The sequence below is a fragment of the Streptomyces sp. CB00316 genome, from assembly GCF_001905595.1.
Lineage (GTDB): Bacteria > Actinomycetota > Actinomycetes > Streptomycetales > Streptomycetaceae > Streptomyces.
On record NZ_LIXI01000007.1, the window covers coordinates 307,983 to 326,223 of the forward strand.

Below are 18,241 nucleotides of genomic sequence, written 5' to 3' on the forward strand. Positions count from 1 at the left end.
GGCCCGTGCGCAGAAAAGGGCCGAGGAGGGCCGGGTGACGACCTATGACGATCGAGCGAGCCTCACAGACCTGACCACCACAGCGGAGCGGGTGCGCAGGTCGGTGGAGGGTGTGATCGAGGGCAAGCCTGAGGTCGTACGGCTCTCGCTGACCGTGCTGCTCGCGGAGGGACATCTCCTCATCGAGGATGTGCCCGGGGTCGGCAAGACGATGCTGGCCAAGGCGCTGGCGCGGTCCATCGACTGTTCGGTGCGGCGCATCCAGTTCACGCCGGACCTGCTGCCGTCGGACATCACCGGTGTGTCGATCTTCGACCAGCAGCGGCGCGACTTCGAGTTCAAGCCCGGCGCGATCTTCGCGCAGATCGTGATCGGCGACGAGATCAACCGCGCCTCGCCGAAGACGCAGTCGGCGCTGCTGGAGTCGATGGAGGAGCGCCAGGTCACCATCGACGGCAAGACGTACGCGCTGCCCGACCCCTTCATGGTGGTGGCCACCCAGAACCCGGTGGAGATGGAGGGCACCTACCCGCTGCCCGAGGCCCAGCGCGACCGCTTCATGGCCCGGGTCTCCATCGGCTATCCGAGCCCGGAGGCCGAGCTGCAGATGCTCGACGTGCACGGGGGCATCTCCCCGCTGGACGACCTCCAGCCGGTGGCGCACGCCCACGACATCGTCAAGCTGATCGACGCGGTCCGTACGGTGCACGTCGCCGACGCCGTGCGGCGGTACGCGGTGGAGCTGGTCGGGGCCACCCGCAGCCACCCGGACCTCAGACTCGGCGCCTCACCCCGCGCGACGCTGCACCTGCTGCGCGCGGCGAAGGCCTCGGCGGCCCTCAGCGGCCGTGACTACGCCCTCCCCGACGACGTGCAGGCCCTGGCCGCGCCCGTGCTCGCCCACCGGCTGCTGCCCACCGCACAGGCCCAGCTCAACCGCCGGACGGCGGAGCAGGTGGTGCTGGAGATCATCCAGCGCACCCCGGTCCCGACCTCGGCCGGCGGTTCCGTGCCCCCGGTCCAGGGCGCGCACGAGCCGGGCCGCCCGCTCTACGGCCAGCAGCAGCCCGGCACCCGGCGGTTGTGATGACGGCCGGCGAGCCCGGCGCCGTGCGGGACGGCTCCAGCAAGGGCGGACTACGCGCGGCTTTCGGCGGGCTCACCACGCGGGGTCGTTCCTTCCTCGCCGCCGGGGTGGCCGCCGCCGTCTGTGCCTACGTCCTGGGCCAGGCCGACCTGCTGCGCGTCGGGCTGCTGCTGGCCGTGCTGCCCCTGGTCTGCGTGATCGTGCTCTACCGCACCCGTTACCGGGTGACGGGGACCCGGCGGCTGACGCCGTCCCGGGTGCCCACGGGCTCGGAGGCCCGGGTGCACCTGCGGATGGACAACGTGTCCCGGCTCCCCACGGGGCTGCTGATGCTCCAGGACCGTGTGCCGTACGTGCTCGGGCCGCGGCCCCGGTTCGTGCTGGACAGGGTGGAGGGGGGCGGCCGGCGTGAGGTGTCCTACCGGGTCCGTTCCGATCTGCGCGGCCGCTACCCGCTGGGCCCGTTGCAGTTGCGGCTCAGCGACCCGTTCGGGATGTGCGAGCTGACCCGCTCCTTCAGCGCGTACGACACGCTTGTCGTCATCCCGCGCACGGTCCCGCTGCCCGCTCTGCGGCTCGCGGGGGAGGCCTCGGGATACGGCGACGGGCGTCAGCGCTCGCTCGCGCTGGCCGGTGAGGACGACATCATTCCGCGCGGCTACCGGCACGGCGACGACCTGCGCCGGGTCCACTGGCGCTCCACCGCCCGCTACGGCGAGCTGATGGTCCGCCGCGAGGAACAGCCGCAGCGGGCCCGCTGCACGGTGCTGCTGGACACCCGGCAGGTCGCCTACGTGGGCGCCGGGCCCGACTCGGCGTTCGAGTGGGCGGTCTCGGGGGCGGCCTCCGCTCTGGTGCACATGCTGGAACGCGGCTTCGCCGTACGGCTGCTCACGGACGACGGGAACGCGGTGCCCGGGAGCGGGTCCGACGGCTTCGCGGGCTCGACCCAGGAGTCCGCGGACTCGGCGGGCCTGATGCTGGACACCCTCGCGGTCGTCGGCCACTCCGACGGCGGCGGACTCTCGCGCGCCCACGATGTGCTGCGCGGCAGCGACGAAGGGCTGCTGATCGCGTTCCTCGGCGATCTCGACGAGGAGCAGACCTCGGTCGCGGCCCGGATGCGGCAGCGCACCGGCGCTGCGGTCGCCTTCGTCCTGGACAGCGCCCGCTGGTCCGGCGGTGTGGAGCCGCCGGCGATCCCGGCCGCGCGGGCCGAGGAGCGGCTGCGGCAGCTGCGAGAGGCGGGCTGGATCGTGGTGCCCGTACCGCCCGGGGCCGAGCTGCCGGCGCTGTGGCGGCTGGCGGGTCGGATGCGCACCGACACCCAGTCCGCCGGGAACGGCGGTTCGACAGGTTTCCCGGGGGGATGGTCATGAGCGGGCGGGCCCGGCTGGCGCTGTGCGCCTTTGCGGCGACACTCCTGGCGTCGGGGGCCCTGCTCCCGCTGGTGGAGGGGTCGGGCTGGCTCGTGCAGGCGGCGCTGCTGCTCGGGGTCCAGGGCGGGGTGGGCGCGCTCGCCCGCCGGGTTCCACTGGCCCGGTCGCTGACGATCGCCTCGCAGACGCTGGTGACCCTGCTGCTGCTGACCGTGGTCTTCGCGCGGGACCAGGCAGTGTTCGGCGTGGTCCCGGGCCCGCAGGCCGTCGTACGCCTCGGTGAGCTGCTGGTGGCGGGCGGGGAGGACATCGGTACGTACGCCATCCCGGCCCCCATGACGGACGGCATCCGGCTGATGGTGGTCGGCGGGGTGGTGCTGATCGGGCTGGCGGTGGACGCCCTGGCGGTGACCTTCCGCAGCGCGGCCCCGGCCGGACTCCCACTGCTCGCCCTGTACTCGGTCGCCGCCGGACTCGGTGACGGCGGGTCGGGCTGGCTGTGGTTCCTGCTGGCGGCCTGCGGCTATCTGCTGCTCCTGCTGGCGGAGGGCCGCGACCGGCTCTCCCGGTGGGGGCGTGTCTTCGGCGGTGCCAACCGGTCCCCGGGAGGCCTGTCGGACGGCCTGTCCGGTCGGGGCGGCGGTGCGTCCGCGCCGGTCCGTACCGGGCGGCGCATCGGTGTGCTGGCGCTGGGCATCGCCCTGGTGGTCCCCCTCGCGCTGCCCGCCCTGGACAGCGGCCTGCTGGGCGGCAGGGGGGGCGGGAGCGGCAAGGGCAGCGGTGGCGGCACCATCTCGGCGGTGAACCCGCTGGTGTCGCTGAAGGACAACCTCAACCAGCCGGAGAACCGGGAGGTGATGACCTATCGCACCAACGCCGAGGACCCGCGCGAACTCTATCTGCGGATCCTGGCCCTGGACGAGTTCAACGGCAGCGAATGGCGCTCCTCGACCCGCCGTCTGACGGATGTGCCGAACCGCCTCCCGCAGCCGACCGGTCTCGGCCGGGACGTCGACGTCACCGAGATCCGGACGAACATCTCGTCCTCGCCCTCGTACCAGCAGACCTATCTGCCGCTCCCCTATCCGGCGAGCGAGGTGTCGATCGACGGCCGCTGGCGGTACGAGGCGGAGGGCCGCACGCTCGTCGGCGACAACGGGCAGAGCACCGGCGGCGCGCAGTACGAGGTCTCCAGCCTGATCGTCGAGCCGACCGCGGCCCAGCTGGCGGCGGCCGGACCGCCGCCGGAGAAGCTGCGCAGCGAGTACACCCAGGTCCCCGACTCGCTGCCGGACGTGGTGGCCGAGGAGGCCGGGAAGATCACCGAAGGCTCGGCCAACGCCTACGAGCGGGCCGTGAAGCTCCAGAGCTGGTTCGCCTCCGAGGGCGGCTTCACGTACAACACCTCGGTCAGTTCGGGGACGGGCTCCTCGGCCATAGCCCGGTTCCTCCGGGACAAGGAGGGGTTCTGCATCCACTTCTCCTTCACGATGGCCGCGATGGCCCGGACCCTGGACATCCCGGCCCGGGTCGCGGTGGGCTTCACCCCGGGCACCCTCCAGGCGGACGGCTCGACCTCGGTCGGGCTGCGGGACGCGCACGCCTGGCCTGAGCTGTACTTCGAGGGCGTCGGGTGGACCCGGTTCGAGCCCACCCCGAGCCGGGGGTCCACGCCGACGTACACCCTGCCGGAGACCCCCACGGGCGGTGCGAGCGCTCCGGCGCAGCCGTCGGCCGGTGCTTCCACCGCCCCGTCCGCGGTCCCGTCCGCCCCGGAAAGCTGCTCGCCGCAGATGCGCCGACAGGGTGAGTGCGGTCTGTCCGCCGCGCCCGGTCCGACGTCCCCGACCGACGAGGGCACCCCGGCCGGCACGGTCCTGCTGGTGGTTCTCGGGGGGCTCCTGGTCCTGCTGCTGCCCCTGCTGCCGCTGCTCTGGCGGATCCGGGCGAGAGACAGGCGTCTCGGTTCCGGGGGGCGCACGCCCGCGGACGCGGCGGCCAGGGCTCTGGCGGCCTGGCAGGAGATCACCGACTGCGCCTGGGACTACGGCATCGCGCCGGACGAGTCGCTGACGCCCCGGAAGGCGGCGGCCCGGATCGTGCGTCTGGGCGGGCTCGACATCATGGCGGCCGAGGCCGTGCACCGGATCGCGGGCGCGGTGGAACAAGTGCTGTACGCCCCCGAGCCGCGCCAGGCGGCCGGTCTGGCCGAGGACGCGCTGACGGTACGGGCGGGGCTGGAGGCCTCAGCCGGCCGGGGCGCACGGCTGCGGGCGAGGCTGGCACCCCGATCGGCTGTCCGGGTGGCCTGGGCGGTCTCGGACCGGTGGGCGGCGCTCGTCCAGCGGTGGACGGACAGTCCTGGGCGGGGCCGCTGGACCGCCCGGTGGCGCAGGCTGTCACGCCAGCACGGCTGAGGGCGCGACGGCTGGAGGCAACGGCTGAGGGGCGACCGCAGAAATGCGGCCGCCCCTCAGCCATCGGCGTCGTACGCCCTGCCGACCACGGCCCGGCCCCGCCATGAACTCCGAGGGCCGACCGAGAGAGTCCTACTTGCCCTGTTCGTCGCGGCGGCGCTGCCACCGCTGCTCGATGCGGTTCATCATCGACCGGCGTTGTCTCGGCCGGCGGCGCGAGCCGCTGTCCCCGCTGTCCCCGGCGGCCTGCTGTTGCTCACCGGGCTTGGGCGCCTTGCGCCATCCGGTGACCGCGAGCACGGCACAGCCGAGCATGACGAGGAACCCCACCACGCTGATCCAGATCTGCTGGGCGACCATTCCGGCCATGAGGAGCGCGATACCCACCAGGAAGCCAGCGACCGCCTGGTAGACCCTTCGTCGGGTGTACGTACGCAGTCCGGTTCCCTCGAGCGCTGTCGCGAACTTGGGATCTTCGGCGTACAGCGCTCGCTCCATCTGCTCGAGCATGCGCTGCTCGTGCTCCGAGAGCGGCACGGGATCCTCCTCGTCGTCGGCCGCGGGGGCGACCGGTATGCGGCCCTTCCAGGATAGGCAGGGATTCGCCCCCGTGAAACCCGCCCTCTAGCGTTCAGCCAGTCCGGACCGCTATGTCGGCTCGGCTGCTGAGGCGTAGATTCCCCGACGACCGATCCGTCATGCCGGATGGTGTCACCCGATCATACGGGGCTCCTGCCCGCTACGGGGGTCCCGAGTCCCACTCCGTACGCAGCTTCGTTGCTGATCAGCCCCGTACCGGTCCTCGCGGGGACTTCCGGGGGCCGGTCCGGCGACCGATTCAGGGGCGCTTCTCGCCGAGAACGTGCAGCTGGCTCGCGACGGAGTGGAAGGCGGGCAGCTCCGCGACGGCGGCTTCGAGCTTGAGGAGCGCGTCCATGGCACCGGGCTCGGTGTCCACCAGGACGCCCGGCACGAGGTCGGCGAAGACCCGCACGCCGTGCACGGCGCCGACCTCCAGACCGGCCGAGGCGACCAGCTCGGTGAGCTGCTCGGCGGTGAAGCGGCGCGGCACCGGGTCGCCCTCGCCCCAGCGGCCCGCCGGGTCGGCGAGCGCGTGCCGGGCCTCGGTGAAGTGGCCGGCCAGCGCGCGGGCCACGACGGCCCCGCCCAGGCCCGCGGCGAGAAGGCTCAGGGCACCGGAGGGGCGCAGGGCCGCCACCGCGTTCCGTACGCCCTCCGCGGGGTCGTCGACGTACTCCAGGACGCCGTGGCAGAGCACCGCGTCGAAGCCGCCGCGCCCCACGACGTCGAACAGGCCGAGGATGTCGCCCTGGACGCCCCGGACGCGGTCGGCGACCCCGGCCTCGGCGGCGCGGCGCTCCAGCGCGAAGAGCGCGTTGGGGCTGGGGTCGACGACGGTGACGCGGTGACCGAGCCGGGCGGCGGGCACCGCGAAGTTGCCGGTGCCGCCGCCGGTGTCCAGAACATCCAGGGCGTCCCGGCCGGCCGCCTTGACCTGACGGTCCAGAGCGTCCTTCAGGACCTCCCAGACCACGGCGGTACGGAGGGAGGCGCGGGGGCGCAGCTGGTCCGACACGGCAGATGACTCCTCGGCACGGTGCCGCCTGGGACGGCGGAGCGTGAACAGTGCGGGTGGTGATGCGAGCGTTGACCACCCTATTGCCTCGCACCGCCGTCCCGGTCATCCGGCACCGGCCCGTCTCATCCCGTGGCCGGCCTCCCCGGCCTCGGTTGCGGGAGCACCGGCTGGAGGACCAGCAGCCGCTCCACCAGACGCAGGAACTGTGCGGCGTCACGCAGCAGGTCGTCCGCGTCCCGGTCGCCGGCGGCGCCGGGCATGCCCGCCTCCGCGCGGGCACGGCGGGGCGCTCCGGAGGCGAAGAGGTCGCTCCAGTCGGTGAGCTCGGGGGCTATCTCCGGGAGGACCTCCCAGACGCTCCGGATGCGGTCGCGGTGGCGCTTGTTCGTCTCGGGGCGGCCACGGGCGGCCAGCACGGCGGCCGCCGTGCGCAGAGCCGCGAGGTGGGCGGTGGCGTAGCGCTCGTTCGGTTCGTGGAGCACGGCGGCCTCGTCCAGGCCGGTACGGGCCTTGGCGAGCAGGTCGAGGGCGGCGGACGGTGCCGTGGTGCGGCGCAGCACGGGGTGCACATCGTCGGCGGGACCGGTCAGTGAGGGGGCAGGGCTGCCTGCGCGGCGCCGCGGGGCGGCGGCTGCGGACGAGCTGGCCATGACGAACCTCCTGTCGTCGTGTGACGGCTCCGTGGCCGTATGTGTCCATGGTGACGACTCCCACTGACAATCGATCAAAAACCTTTCCTGACCTGCCGCTTTGCTTCGAGCGCGAGTTCGGGCTAATTTTTTGCACTGACCGGTCAGTGCAAAAGAGTGCGGCCGGATCGGATCACGGACGAGATCAGGGGAGGGTCTGTGGAGAGCCCGCACGGCGCCGCAGTCGGCGCCGAGGACTTCGGACTCAAGGGGCCGCGCGGATGGGCCTTCCGCCATGTGGGGTTCAGCGCTCCGCCGGGGTCGCTCGTCACCGTCGAGGGGCCGTCCGGTTCCGGGCGCACCTGTCTTCTGCTCGCTCTGACCGGCCGCATGCGCGCCACCGAGGGCAGCGCGGAGACCGGTGGCCTCGAACTGCCCCGCAAGGCGGCCACCGTCCGCAGGATCGCGGCCCTCGGCCCGGTGCCCGGCGTCAGCGAGCTGGACCCCGCCTTCACCGTCGCCGAGCACCTGCGTGAGCGGGCCCTGCTCCAGGGCCGCTACGGGGCCTCCCTGCGCACCCTGCTCCGCCCGCGCGCCGAACGCCGGGCCACCGCCCGGGCCCGGATCGACACGGCGCTCGAAGCCGCGGGGCTCGACACCGCCACCCTGCCGAAGGCCGAGCGGACCTCCGTACGGGATCTGGAGCGGCTCGAAGCGCTGCGGCTCTCCGTCGCCCTGGCGCTGATCGGCACCCCGCGGCTGCTCGCACTGGACGACGCCGACCTCAAGCTCTCCCCCGCCGAACGCACCGACGCCTGGGCGCTGCTGCGCTCCATCGCCGATTCCGGCACCACCGTGCTCGCCGTGTGCAGCGAGGCCCCCGAGGGCGCCCAGGTCGTCCGCACCGCGCCCGCCGCCGAAGACGTCCCGACCGCACCCACCACCGAGAAGGAGAGCGCCGATGCGATCGTCGAAGCTGGCCGCGCTTGAGCTGAGGCGGTTCCGCAGGGGGAAGCTGCCGGCCGCCGCACTGGTCGCCCTGCTGCTCCTGCCGCTGCTCTACGGCGCCTTGTACCTGTTCTCGTTCTGGGACCCGTACGGGAATCTCGACAAGCTGCCCGTCGCCCTGGTCAACAACGACAAGGGGGCCTCGAGCGACGGCAAGCGGGTCGACGCGGGGGGCGAGATCAGCGACAAGCTCCTCGACTCCAAGGTGTTCGCGTGGCATGAGGTGAGCTCCGCGGAAGCGGAGAAGGGCGTCGAGGACGGGACGTACTACCTCTCGCTGACGATGCCGGCCGACTTCAGCAAGAAGATCGCGTCCAGTGGCGGGGACTCCCCGGAGACGGGCGCGCTCCAGGTGCGGACGAACGACGCCAACAACTACATCGTCGGGCAGATCTCCAAGACGGTCTTCGGTGAGGTGCGCAACGCCGCCTCCACCAACGCCTCGCGGGGCTTCCTGGACCGCATCTTCGTCAACTTCTCCGATCTGCACGACAAGACCGCGGACGCGGCCAAGGGCGCCGACGAGCTCAAGGGCGGCATATCAAAGGCGAAGAAGGGCTCCAAGGAGCTCGCGGACGGCCTCAAGGACTCCAAGGCGGGCAGCAAGCGGCTTTCCGACGGGATCGGCAAGCTGAGCACCGGGGCGGGCAAGGTCGCCTCCGGTGCCCGTGAGGTGGCCGGCGGCACCCAGCAGCTGGCCGACAAGGTCAACGGCATCGCCGACGACGCCCGCCCCTTCTTCAAGGAGAACGGGAAGGCCATCGGGGACACCGCCCGCCTGGTGGCCGACGGTTCGAAGACCTGGCGAGCGGAGCTCGACCGGCTGGTGGCCGCCGCCCCGACCGCGGCCGCCGACGCCCGCACGGCCTCCGACGAGCTCGGCGGGGTGTACCGCACCCGGTGCGAGGAGGCCGCCGAGCCCGATACGGCGTCCTGCCCCGCGCTGAAGAAGGCCAGTGAGGCGGCATCGGACGTCGCCATGGTCGCCGCCGACGTCAGCAAGCTGGTCACCGGCCAGAACGGCGAGCTGAAGAAGCTCAGCGCCCATCTGGCCGACTTCCAGAAGCAGGCCGAGACGCTGGCGAAGCGCGCCCCGACCCTGGACGACGACCTGGAGAGGGCCGTCAAGGACGTCAACGCCCTCAACACCGGTGCCCACAAGGTCGCCGCGGGCGCGGCGGACCTGCACACCGGCCTGGGCAACGCCCGTACCGGCTCGGCCGATCTGGACACCGGCATGGGCAAGCTCAAGACGGGCGCCGAGAACCTCGACGGCGGGCTGTTCCGGCTCGGCGACGGCTCGGCCGAGCTCGCCCAGGGACTCAACGACGGCGTCGACAAGATCCCGGACTACGACAAGAAGGACCGCGACGCCCGGACCGACGTCATGGCCGACCCGGTGCAGCTGGCCTCCAAGTCTCTTCACGCGGCACCCAACTACGGCACCGGTTTCGCCCCGTACTTCATCCCGCTCTCCCTCTGGGTCGGCGCGATGGTGGCGTACATGATCATCCAGCCGCTCAACCGGCGGGCGCTCTCCACCGGCGCCTCCGCCTGGCGGATCGCCTTCGCCGGCTGGCTGCCGGTCGCCGCCATCGGCATCCTCCAGGTCGGCGCCCTGATGGCCGTCCTGCATTGGGGCCTCGGCCTGGAGATGGAGCGATCGGCCGGTACGGTCGCCTTCCTCACCCTGGTGACGTGCTGCTTCGCCTCGATCGTGCAGTGGCTGAACGCCTGCTTCGGCGCGGCCGGACGCATCCTGGTGCTGGTCGTGCTGATGCTCCAGCTGACCTCGGCCGGGGGCACGTACCCCGTCCAGACCAGCCCCGGCTTCTTCGGCGCGATCCACCCGTACCTGCCCATGACGTACGTCGTCGAAGGGCTGCGCAGGCTCATCACCGGCGGTCCCCTCGGCCCGGTCTGGCTGGGCTGCGCGGTGCTGGGCGCCTTCACCGTCGGCGCGCTCGCCCTGACCGCGTTCACCGCGCGCCGCAAGCAGGTGTGGAGCCTGAGCCGGCTGCACCCGGAGCTGAGCCTGTGAGCGCGCCGGAAGCTGGGAGAATCGGCCTCATGGAAAGCAGTGGCACCACGCGCCGCCAGGCCACCCGGCAGAGGCTCTACGAGGCGGCGGTGACCCTCATCGCCGAGCAGGGCTTCTCGGCCACCACCGTCGACGAGATCGCCGAGCGGGCCGGCGTCGCCAAGGGCACCGTCTATTACAACTTCAAGAGCAAGACCGAACTGTTCGAGGAGCTGCTCCGGCACGGCGTCGGGCTGCTCACCGCCTCACTGCGGGCCGCCGCCGAGGAGTCGGAGGAGCGCGGCGGCACCCGGGTCGAGGCGCTGGACGCGATGATCCGGGCCGGCCTGGCCTTCATCGACCGCTACCCGGCCTTCACCCAGCTGTACGTGGCCGAGCTCTGGCGCACCAACCGCGCCTGGCAGTCCACGCTGCTGGTGGTGCGGCAGGAGGCCGTCGCGGTGGTGGAGGACGTGCTGCGCGAGGCGGTGCGCAGCGGTGAGCTGAGCGAGGAGATCGACATCCCGCTGACGGCCGCGGCGCTGGTCGGGATGGTGCTGGTGGCGGCACTGGACTGGCAGGCGTTCCAGCCGGAGCGGTCGATCGACGAGGTCCACTCGGCGCTGTCCCTGCTGCTGCACGGGCGGGTCAGCGGGCGTTGAGAGGGCCACCCGGGCACCGGGCGACCAACACGAAGACGCCGGCCGCTGGAGTTCGCATCCCCCTGCGAACCCCACCGGACCGGCGTCTTCCGTGCATCCGTCGGACCCGTTCCCCGTGACCCCGTATGTCCCCCGTGGCCCTCGGGTCCTGACGTCGTGCACCCCCGTTCCGTCAGGGGCCGCGCCGGTCCGCCGCCCCGTGCCGGCGGTCCGGGCGCCGCGCCCCTTCCGTGGTCACCACTCTTCCGTCCCCGCGGGTCCGGGCCTATCCGCGCACCTACTCATCTCGCTCCCTGAGTACGGGTACTCAGGGCTGCGCACCCGACCCCGGCCCGTTGTCGGACCGGGTCGTTACGATCTCCTGCGTGTCCGTAATCCCTCTGGTGTTCACAAGTGGCTGGGCGAGCGGGATCAACGCCTACGCGGTGGTCCTGTTGCTCGGCGTCTTCGGCGCGACCGGCGTCTCCGACGAGGTGCCCGCCGCGTTGCAGCGCACCGACGTCCTGATCGTGGCCGGCGTGCTCTTCCTCTGCGAGGTGGTGGCCGACAAGATCCCGTACGTGGACTCGGTCTGGGATACCGCGCACACCGTGATCCGTCCGGTGACGGGGGCGGTGATCGCCGCGCTGCTCGCCGGGGAGAGCGGTTCGCTGCCGGAGCTGACGGCCGGTGCGATCGGCGGGTCGACGGCGCTGATGAGCCATCTGGTCAAGGCCGGCACGAGGATGGCGGTCAACACCTCACCGGAGCCCTTCAGCAACATCGGGATGAGCATCGCGGAGGACCTCGGGGTCGCCGGGGTGGTCACGTTCGCCATATTCAATCCGGTGGCGGCCGCCGTCATCGCCGCGGTGCTCCTGGTGCTCGGGATCGTCATAGTGATCTTCATGGCCTCGCGGATCCGTCGCTTCCTGCGCCGCCGGACCCAGCGCCGCGAGGAGAAACGGCTGGCCGGCGCGGAAGGGCCCTGGCCTCCCGGCTGAGCTGTCGGTGGCGGTCGATAGAGTCACCGGCATGGCACGAATTGCGGTGATCGGCGCCGGGACGGGCGCCATGGCGGCGGCCGCCCGGCTCGCCGTCGCGGGCAACAAGGTGACGGTGTACGAGCGGTCCGCGAGCTTCGGCGGCTCGCTCGGCCGCCATGAGCACGAGGGCTTCGTCTTCGACACCGGACCCGGGCTGCTGCATCTGCCCGCCGTCCAGCGGGACCTCTTCGTCAAGACCGGCAAGGAGTCCCTGGAGCAGAGCGTCACGCTGACCCAGGTCGACCCGGCGAGCCGTCACCTCTTCGCCGACGGCACGGCGGTGTCCCTGCCCAACGCCTCCCGGGCCGGGGTGGCCTCCGCTCTGGACGCGGCGCTCGGCGCCGGTGCCGGGGAGCGGTGGACCGGGTTCCTGGAGCGGGCCAGGGACGCCTGGGACCGGTCGCGGCGGCCGCTGCTGGAGGAGCCGCTGCGGGCGGACCACCAGGTGCTGGGCCGCGACCCGTATCCGGCCCTGAAGCAGCGGCGGTTGCTGCGCACCCGGCAGGCGGCCACCGTGGCGGAGATCGGCGCCTGGGAGCTGGCGGACGCCCGGCTGGGCGCCCTGCTCGACGGGTACGCGCTCGCGTACGGCCTCGACCCGCGCACCGCTCCCGCGAGTGCGGCGCTGCTGCCGTACATGGAGCAGACCTTCGGCAGCTGGTACGTGATGGGCGGGATGCGGGAGCTGGCCCGGGCGGTGTACGAGCGGTGTGTGGCCCGGCGGGTGGATTTCGCCTTCGGGGCCGAGGTGGTCCGGGTCGTGGAGAAGGACGGCCGGGCGGCGGGCGTGGAGCTGTCGGGCGGTGAGGTGGCCGAGGCGGACCGGGTGGTGCTGGGGGCGCGGCCGCACGCGGGGCTGGTGCCGGGCGGGCAGGTGTGGGGCGCGGACGATGTGACGGTCCGGGCCGGCTCGGTGCCGGGACGGTTCGTGGTACTGCTCTCGCTGCGTGGGGGCCGGGAGGCGGACGCGGCGCACCGGACCGTGGTGCACAGCGCCGACGGGGCGGCGGAGCAGGAGGCGGTGTTCGGGGGCCGGGTCGCCGCGCACCCGACGGTGACGGTGCTGCGCCCCGACGACCCGGCGACCCGGCCGGACGAGGCGCACGAGGCGGTGACGCTGACGGCGGTGGTGGCCCCGCAGGGCCCGGTGGACTGGACGGACCCGGCGGTGCGGCAGCGGTTCGCGGACGCCCTGGTGGAGCGGGCCGGTTCGGCCGTGCCCGGGCTGCGGCAGCGGATCCTGCACACGGAGGTCCGTACGCCGGCGGAGACCGAGGCGCAGACGGGGGCCGCGGGCGGTGCGGTGCCGCCGCCCGCGCTGGCCGGTGCGCGGGGCGCGTATCTGCACCCCGGCAACCTCACCCGGCTGCCGGGGCTGTATCTGGCCGGCGGCTGGTCGCACCCGGGCGGCGGGCTCGCGCACGCCGGGATGTCGGGGACTCTGGTGGCCGGGCTCGTGGTGGAGGGCGACGGATTCCGCGGCTCGCAGTAGGCCTTGCTAGCAGCCAGGTCGCCCCGCCTCAGTAGCGGTACTGCTCGTTCTGGCCGGTGTCGTAGCCGCTGGTGTTGCCCTGGCCGTACGGAGCGGGCTGCTCGGGCGGCATCGGGGGGTGCTGCTCGGCGTCGCGCTGCTGCGGGACCCAGACGCCTCCGGGCGGGGTGTCCGTGGTGTACGCGTCCGTGCCGTAGCTCTGGGCGTAGGGGTCGGCGTGACTCTGCTGGCCGCCCTGGCTGTCGTTGCCGTTGCCGTTGCCGTTGCCGTTGCCGTAGGCGTCGTAACCGCCGTAGGGGGCGGTCCCGTTGGTGGTGCCGATGTACGGGTCGGAATAGGCGGCGTAGCTCTGCTGGCCGGTCCCGTAGTCGTAGGGGCCCGCGTAGGTGTCCTGGGCCTGCTGGTCGTAGCCGGAGTAGGGGTCGTACGCGGCGAACTGCGGCTGGGCCGCGGGGTCCGGCTCGTACGGGTACGGGTCCTGGCCGCCTTGGCCGGGGCCGTCGGCCGCGTAGCCGGATTCGCTGTACACGCCGTACTGACCGGTGTCGTCGGGCAGCGGCTGCGGCTCGTACACCGAGGTGGGGGCGTCGGACGCGGTGGCGGGTGCCCCGGCGCCAGGGCCGAAGGAGTCGAAGCCCTGTTCGGCGGCGGGGTCCGAGACCTCCAGGTCGGAGACTTCCAGCGTGGGCTGCTTGGCGGCCGCGCCCTCGCCGCCGCCCCGGCGACGGCGGCTCTCGCCCGGGCTGCCGCCTATGGCCCAGCCGGTGGAGAAGCCGCGCCGGAAGGAGAGCGTCACATAGGTCTGGCCGGTGGCGAAGGCGAGGGTGCCGACGACGATGACCGGGACGGAGGCGAGCAGGACCCCCATGACCACACCGAGGAAGCCACCGAAGGCGAGGAGCCGCCAGCGCAGCCGTGCCTTGTACTGCAGCAGCACCTCACCCAACAGCCACAGTGCCACCAAGCCGAATGCGATGTAGAGGACCGTCCAGCCCACGCCCGCCCCCTCCTGCGGCCGCAGCCGCTCGGGGGCGGGTACGGCCGGTCACGACTGCTTGTGCAGTCCGAGATTCTCGTAGATTTCGAGCGTTGCCGTCGAGTTGTTGAGCGTGATGAAGTGCAGCCCGGGCACGCCCTCGGACAGCAGTTTCGCGCAGAACTCCGTTGCGAACTCGATACCGATGGAGCGTACAGCGGCCGGATCGTCCTTGACCGCGAGGATCCGCTCTTTCAGCGGCTCAGGGACGGTCGCGTTGCTGAGCTGGGAGAATCTTTCCAGTTGCTTCACACTGGTGAGCGGCATGACCTCGGGAATCACCGGCGTGTCGCAACCGGCCGCGACGACTCGGTCACGCATCCGGAGGTAGTCCTGCGGACGGAAGAACATCTGGGTAATCGCGTAGTCGGCCCCGGCCCGGCACTTGTCGACGAAGTGGCCGATGTCCGACTCCCAGTCGGTGGAGCGCGGGTGCATTTCGGGGAACGCGGCCACGCCGACGCAGAAGTCGCCGGACTCCTTGATGAGGCGGACGAGGTCGGCCGCGTACTTCACGCCCTGCGGGTGCTCGACCCACTCCCCCATGGGGTCGCCGGGCGGGTCGCCTCGGACCGCGAGGATGTTCCTGATCCCGGCGTCGGCGTACTGGCCGATCATGTTGCGCAGCTCGGCGACCGAGTGGCTGACCGCGGTGAGGTGGGCGACCGGGGTGAGCGTGGAGTCGGCGGCGATCTGCTGGGTCGCCCGCACGGTCCCGGCCCGGGTGGAGCCACCGGCCCCGTAGGTCACCGAGACGAAGCTCGGGCGCACCGCCTCGACCCGGCGCAGCGCGTTCCAGAGGTTGCGCTCGCCTTTCTCGGTCTTGGGCGCCCAGAACTCGAAGGAGTACGAGGTCTTGCCGGTCGCGAGCAGGTCACGCACCGTGCGTGCGTGGTCCGTTCTGGTGGAAGCTGTCCCAAGGGCCATAGGCCGAGGTTAACCAGGGGGTGGACACCTCCCCAACCAGGGCGGCCTGGATTGTCTCGTTTTCCCTGTTTGCCGTCCACCCCTTGGGACGAGGGTGCCCCCAAGGGCACTGCGGGAGACGCGAAAGAGCTGCTCAGAGCGCGTGCGCCCGGACCCTCTTCGCCAGCTCGGCGGTGGCGGCCGCAGGGTCGTCCGCCGCGGTGATCGCCCGGACGACCACGATCCGGCGGGCGCCCGCCTCCAGCACCTCGTCCAGGTTCCCCGCGTCGATCCCGCCGATCGCGAACCAGGGGCGCGGCTGCTTCAGGGAGGCGGCGTACCGCACGAGGCCGAGGCCCGGGGCCTGCCGGCCGGGCTTGGTGGGGGTGGGCCAGCACGGGCCGGTGCAGAAGTAGTCCACGCCCTCCTGGGCGACGGCGGCGTCGACCTCGGACTCGGCGTGCGTGGAGCGGCCGATCAGCCGGTCGGAGCCGATGATCGCGCGGGCGGCGGGCACGGGCAGGTCTCCCTGGCCCAGGTGCAGGACGTCGGCTCCGACGGCGTGGGCGACATCGGCGCGGTCGTTGACGGCGAGGAGCTTGCCGTGGCGCCGGCAGGCGTCGGCGAGGACCGCGAGGTGCTCCAGCTCCTCGGCGGCCTCCATACCCTTGTCCCGGAGCTGGACGATGTCGACACCGCCGGCGAGCACGGCGTCCAGGAAGGCGGGGAGGTCACCCTGCCGCTTACGGGCGTCCGTGCACAGATAGAGCCGGGCGTCGGACAGCTGCTCGCGAGGCGTGGGCATGGTGGAGTCCCCCCGTGGTCGTGGCGGGGCACGGGCCCGCGCTCAACGCGGGGCCCGTACGCCGCTTCCGGTCGTGTCGGTCAGACGGCGAGCGCCTGGGCGCGACGCTTCACCTCCGTACCGCGATTCTCGCTCAGCGCCTGTGCGGGGGTGCCGGGCAGGGTCGGGTCGGGAGTGAAGAGCCACTCCAGCATCTCTTCGTCGGAATAGCCGTCGTCCCTCAGGAGGGTCAGGGTGCCGGAGAGGCCCTTGACCACCTTGTCTCCGTCGATGAAGGCGGCGGGCACCTGGAGCGTCCGCTTCTCACCACGGCGTACGGCGATGAGCTGGCCCTCCCTGACCAACTGCCGTACACGCGTCACCTCGACATCGAGCTTTTCCGCGATGTCGGGGAGGTGGAGCCAGGCGGGGACGAGAGCATCGGTCTTTGCGTCAATCTCGGTCACAAGGACAAGCGTGCCATCCCGGACTGACAGCCGGTAGCCGGGCCGACCGTACGGGGGTCGGCCCGGGGGCTCACAGGGCGGCGGACTTCATCGGTACGGCGGGGTCGGCGACCCGCTCGGGGTCGAGGACCGCCCCGGATTCGATGAGCCTGCGGCCCTGGGCGAGATCGCGCGGGCGCCCCACCGCGAGGACGGCGACCAGCGCCCCGGCCTTCAGCCAGCACACCGACCAGGTGGCCTCGGCGCCGTCGCCGCGCCAGAGGAGCGTGTCGGCGTGGGCGTGGTGGCCGGCGTACTGCACGAAGCGGCCGAACTGCTCGGACCAGAAGTACGGGACGGGGTCGTGGACCGGCAGCGGCTCGCCGGTCTCCGCGGCGAGGATCGCGGCGGCGGCGGTGCGCGGGCCCTGGAGGGCGTTGTCCCAGTGGTGGATCAGCAGGCGTTCGCCGTAGCGGGCGGAGGGGAAGGAGGCGCAGTCCCCGACCGCGTACACATCGGGCAGGGAGGTGCGCAGCGCGCTGTCGGCGGTGACCGAGCCGTCCGGGCCGCGTTCGATCCCGGAGCCGGCGAGCCAGCCGGTGGCGGGGCGGGCGCCGATGCCGACGACCACGGCTCCGGCAGGCAGGGTCCGGCCGTCCGCGAGGACCACCGTGCCCTCCTCGACGCGCTCGACCCGGGCGTCGGTGAGGAGTTCGGTGCCGCTCTGCGCGTACCAGTCGGCCATCGGGGCGGCGACCTCGGCGGGCAGGGTGCCGGCCAGCGGGCGGGCGGCGGCCTCGACGACGGTGACCGCGCAGCCGGCGGCGCGGGCGGCGGTGGCGAACTCGGCGCCGATCCACCCCGCCCCGACGACGACCACGTCGTGCTGCTGCTCCAGGACGGGCCGCAGCCGGGCGGCGTCGTCCAGGGTGCGCAGCAGATGGACACCGGGGACGCCTTCGGCGCCGGGCAGGGCGATGGGCTCGGCGCCGGTCGCCAGGACCAGGACGTCGTAGGGGACGGGGCCGTCCGCCGTGTCCAGGACGTGGTCGGCCGCGCGCAGGGCGGTGACGTCCACACCGAGGCGGAGGGTGATGTCCAGGGCCTCGAAGTCGACGTCGAAGGCGGAGTCCTCGGCCTTGCCCAGGAGCACCGCCTTGGACAGCGGCGGCCGGTCGTAGGGCTGGTGGGGTTCGGCGCCGATCAGGGTGACGGGGCCGGTGAAGCCGGCTTCCCGCAGGGCGACGGCGGTCTGCACGCCCGCCATGCCCGCTCCGACGACCACGACGTTCCGTGTCCGCCGCCGCGCCGCGTGGTGTTCCGTCTGCTCGCTCACGCGTACCAGTCTATTCATCTGACCATGCGTCAGATGGTGACTTCCTCCACCACGCTCGTCCCGCTGCCCTCCTGGGACTCCCACGCCCAGCGCTCCTCCAGCCGCACCCGGCCGTCGGCGAGGTCGGTGACGGTGGAGAGGCAGTGACCGGACGAGGTCGTTCCGTCCTGTTCGAGCTGGACGTAGCGGAAGTCGAGCGCGTCCCCCTCGCGGGTGCCGACGAGATGGCCGCGGACCACGTCACCGCCGGCGTACTCGGCCCAGATCCTGCCCTCCTGCTCGTGGTACGTGAAGCGGGTTCGGGTGCCGACCTGGCCCGGGGCCTGGTCGGCGACGGGCGAGAGGACGAGTCCGTCGAGCGAACGGGCCACGGTGGCTGCTCCCTTGCCGGGCGAGAGGCGGGTGGGTTTAGGC

General features: G+C 72.7%; 17 protein-coding genes. 8 read left to right on the plus strand and 9 right to left on the minus strand.

The genetic code is table 11. From position 1 onward, the window contains the following. Positions 1–34 precede the first annotated feature (34 nt). The 3 genes from AMK21_RS21765 to AMK21_RS21775 are packed head-to-tail and all read left to right on the plus strand — an operon-like array spanning position 35 to position 4,883. Positions 35–1,087, plus strand: coding sequence for an AAA family ATPase (locus tag AMK21_RS21765; protein WP_073880439.1), 1,053 nt, complete (start codon positions 35–37; stop codon positions 1,085–1,087). Next, a complete protein-coding gene (locus AMK21_RS21770; RefSeq protein WP_073880441.1) occupies positions 1,087–2,466 on the plus strand; it encodes a DUF58 domain-containing protein in 1,380 nt (459 codons plus the stop codon). The genes AMK21_RS21765 and AMK21_RS21770 overlap by 1 nt, the downstream gene beginning before the upstream one ends. Further along, entirely contained in the window at positions 2,463–4,883 is a 2,421-nt protein-coding gene (locus tag AMK21_RS21775) for a transglutaminaseTgpA domain-containing protein (RefSeq protein ID WP_073880604.1), read from the plus strand. Before AMK21_RS21770 ends, AMK21_RS21775 begins: the two co-directional genes overlap by 4 nt. Before the next feature lie 132 nt (positions 4,884–5,015). On the opposite strand, the gene AMK21_RS21780 is transcribed toward AMK21_RS21775, so the two are convergent. From AMK21_RS21780 to AMK21_RS21790, 3 genes are all read right to left on the minus strand, one after another. Next, the gene (locus AMK21_RS21780) at positions 5,016–5,420 is read right to left on the minus strand and encodes a DUF3040 domain-containing protein (RefSeq protein WP_073880443.1); all 405 of its coding nucleotides are present in this window, start codon (positions 5,418–5,420) and stop codon (positions 5,016–5,018) included. 301 nt (positions 5,421–5,721) lie between these two features. Then, entirely contained in the window at positions 5,722–6,480 is a 759-nt protein-coding gene (locus AMK21_RS21785; RefSeq protein ID WP_073880445.1) for a class I SAM-dependent methyltransferase, read from the minus strand. Between the two features lie 125 nt (positions 6,481–6,605). Next, positions 6,606–7,133: an SAV_6107 family HEPN domain-containing protein gene (locus AMK21_RS21790; RefSeq protein ID WP_073880447.1), complete on the minus strand. Its 528-nt coding sequence runs from the start codon at positions 7,131–7,133 to the stop codon at positions 6,606–6,608. A gap of 198 nt (positions 7,134–7,331) precedes the next feature. Between AMK21_RS21790 and AMK21_RS21795 the strand changes: the two genes are divergently transcribed. The 5 genes from AMK21_RS21795 to AMK21_RS21815 all read left to right on the plus strand — a co-directional run bounded on the left by AMK21_RS21795 (position 7,332) and on the right by AMK21_RS21815 (position 13,319). Beyond that, on the plus strand, positions 7,332–8,102 hold the full coding sequence (locus AMK21_RS21795; RefSeq protein ID WP_073880449.1) for an ATP-binding cassette domain-containing protein: 771 nt from the start codon (positions 7,332–7,334) through the stop codon (positions 8,100–8,102). Then, on the plus strand, positions 8,074–10,161 hold the full coding sequence (locus AMK21_RS21800; RefSeq protein WP_073880451.1) for a YhgE/Pip family protein: 2,088 nt from the start codon (positions 8,074–8,076) through the stop codon (positions 10,159–10,161). The genes AMK21_RS21795 and AMK21_RS21800 overlap by 29 nt, the downstream gene beginning before the upstream one ends. A gap of 29 nt (positions 10,162–10,190) precedes the next feature. Then, positions 10,191–10,802 carry a TetR/AcrR family transcriptional regulator gene (locus AMK21_RS21805; RefSeq protein WP_073880453.1) on the plus strand — a complete coding sequence of 204 codons (612 nt, stop codon included), beginning with the start codon at positions 10,191–10,193 and terminating at the stop codon, positions 10,800–10,802. Positions 10,803–11,167: 365 nt separating this feature from the next. Beyond that, complete coding sequence (locus AMK21_RS21810) at positions 11,168–11,785, plus strand: DUF4126 domain-containing protein (RefSeq protein WP_073880455.1); 618 nt, start codon at positions 11,168–11,170, stop codon at positions 11,783–11,785. A gap of 31 nt (positions 11,786–11,816) precedes the next feature. After that, the gene (locus tag AMK21_RS21815) at positions 11,817–13,319 is read left to right on the plus strand and encodes a phytoene desaturase family protein (RefSeq protein ID WP_199863254.1); all 1,503 of its coding nucleotides are present in this window, start codon (positions 11,817–11,819) and stop codon (positions 13,317–13,319) included. A 28-nt stretch (positions 13,320–13,347) separates the two neighbouring features. On the opposite strand, the gene AMK21_RS21820 is transcribed toward AMK21_RS21815, so the two are convergent. The 6 genes from AMK21_RS21820 to AMK21_RS21845 all read right to left on the minus strand — a co-directional run bounded on the left by AMK21_RS21820 (position 13,348) and on the right by AMK21_RS21845 (position 18,198). Next, a complete protein-coding gene (locus tag AMK21_RS21820) occupies positions 13,348–14,316 on the minus strand; it encodes a hypothetical protein (protein WP_073880459.1) in 969 nt (322 codons plus the stop codon). 48 nt (positions 14,317–14,364) lie between these two features. Beyond that, positions 14,365–15,282 (minus strand): methylenetetrahydrofolate reductase [NAD(P)H], encoded by a 918-nt coding sequence (gene metF / locus AMK21_RS21825; protein WP_073880461.1) that lies wholly within the window; start codon positions 15,280–15,282, stop codon positions 14,365–14,367. A gap of 133 nt (positions 15,283–15,415) precedes the next feature. Then, the gene (thiE, locus tag AMK21_RS21830; RefSeq protein ID WP_073880463.1) at positions 15,416–16,066 is read right to left on the minus strand and encodes a thiamine phosphate synthase; all 651 of its coding nucleotides are present in this window, start codon (positions 16,064–16,066) and stop codon (positions 15,416–15,418) included. An 80-nt stretch (positions 16,067–16,146) separates the two neighbouring features. Next, positions 16,147–16,512 (minus strand): Rv2175c family DNA-binding protein, encoded by a 366-nt coding sequence (locus AMK21_RS21835; RefSeq protein ID WP_073880465.1) that lies wholly within the window; start codon positions 16,510–16,512, stop codon positions 16,147–16,149. A gap of 70 nt (positions 16,513–16,582) precedes the next feature. Further along, positions 16,583–17,827, minus strand: coding sequence for an NAD(P)/FAD-dependent oxidoreductase (locus tag AMK21_RS21840; RefSeq protein WP_073880467.1), 1,245 nt, complete (start codon positions 17,825–17,827; stop codon positions 16,583–16,585). A gap of 29 nt (positions 17,828–17,856) precedes the next feature. After that, positions 17,857–18,198, minus strand: a complete 342-nt coding sequence (locus AMK21_RS21845; protein WP_073880469.1) for a hypothetical protein — start codon at positions 18,196–18,198, stop codon at positions 17,857–17,859. Between the last annotated feature and the right edge of the window lie 43 nt (positions 18,199–18,241).

Bases quoted from the DNA above. Each gene is read 5' to 3' on its own strand.
- thiE (WP_073880463.1), bottom strand. From the start codon at position 16,066: ATGCCCACGCCTCGCGAGCAGCTGTCCGACGCCCGGCTCTATCTGTGC.
- AMK21_RS21770 (WP_073880441.1), top strand. From the start codon at position 1,087: ATGACGGCCGGCGAGCCCGGCGCCGTGCGGGACGGCTCCAGCAAGGGC.
- AMK21_RS21775 (WP_073880604.1), top strand. From the start codon at position 2,463: ATGAGCGGGCGGGCCCGGCTGGCGCTGTGCGCCTTTGCGGCGACACTC.
- AMK21_RS21790 (WP_073880447.1), bottom strand. From the start codon at position 7,133: ATGGCCAGCTCGTCCGCAGCCGCCGCCCCGCGGCGCCGCGCAGGCAGC.
- AMK21_RS21815 (WP_199863254.1), top strand. From the start codon at position 11,817: ATGGCACGAATTGCGGTGATCGGCGCCGGGACGGGCGCCATGGCGGCG.
- metF (WP_073880461.1), bottom strand. From the start codon at position 15,282: ATGGCCCTTGGGACAGCTTCCACCAGAACGGACCACGCACGCACGGTG.
- AMK21_RS21805 (WP_073880453.1), top strand. From the start codon at position 10,191: ATGGAAAGCAGTGGCACCACGCGCCGCCAGGCCACCCGGCAGAGGCTC.
- AMK21_RS21800 (WP_073880451.1), top strand. From the start codon at position 8,074: ATGCGATCGTCGAAGCTGGCCGCGCTTGAGCTGAGGCGGTTCCGCAGG.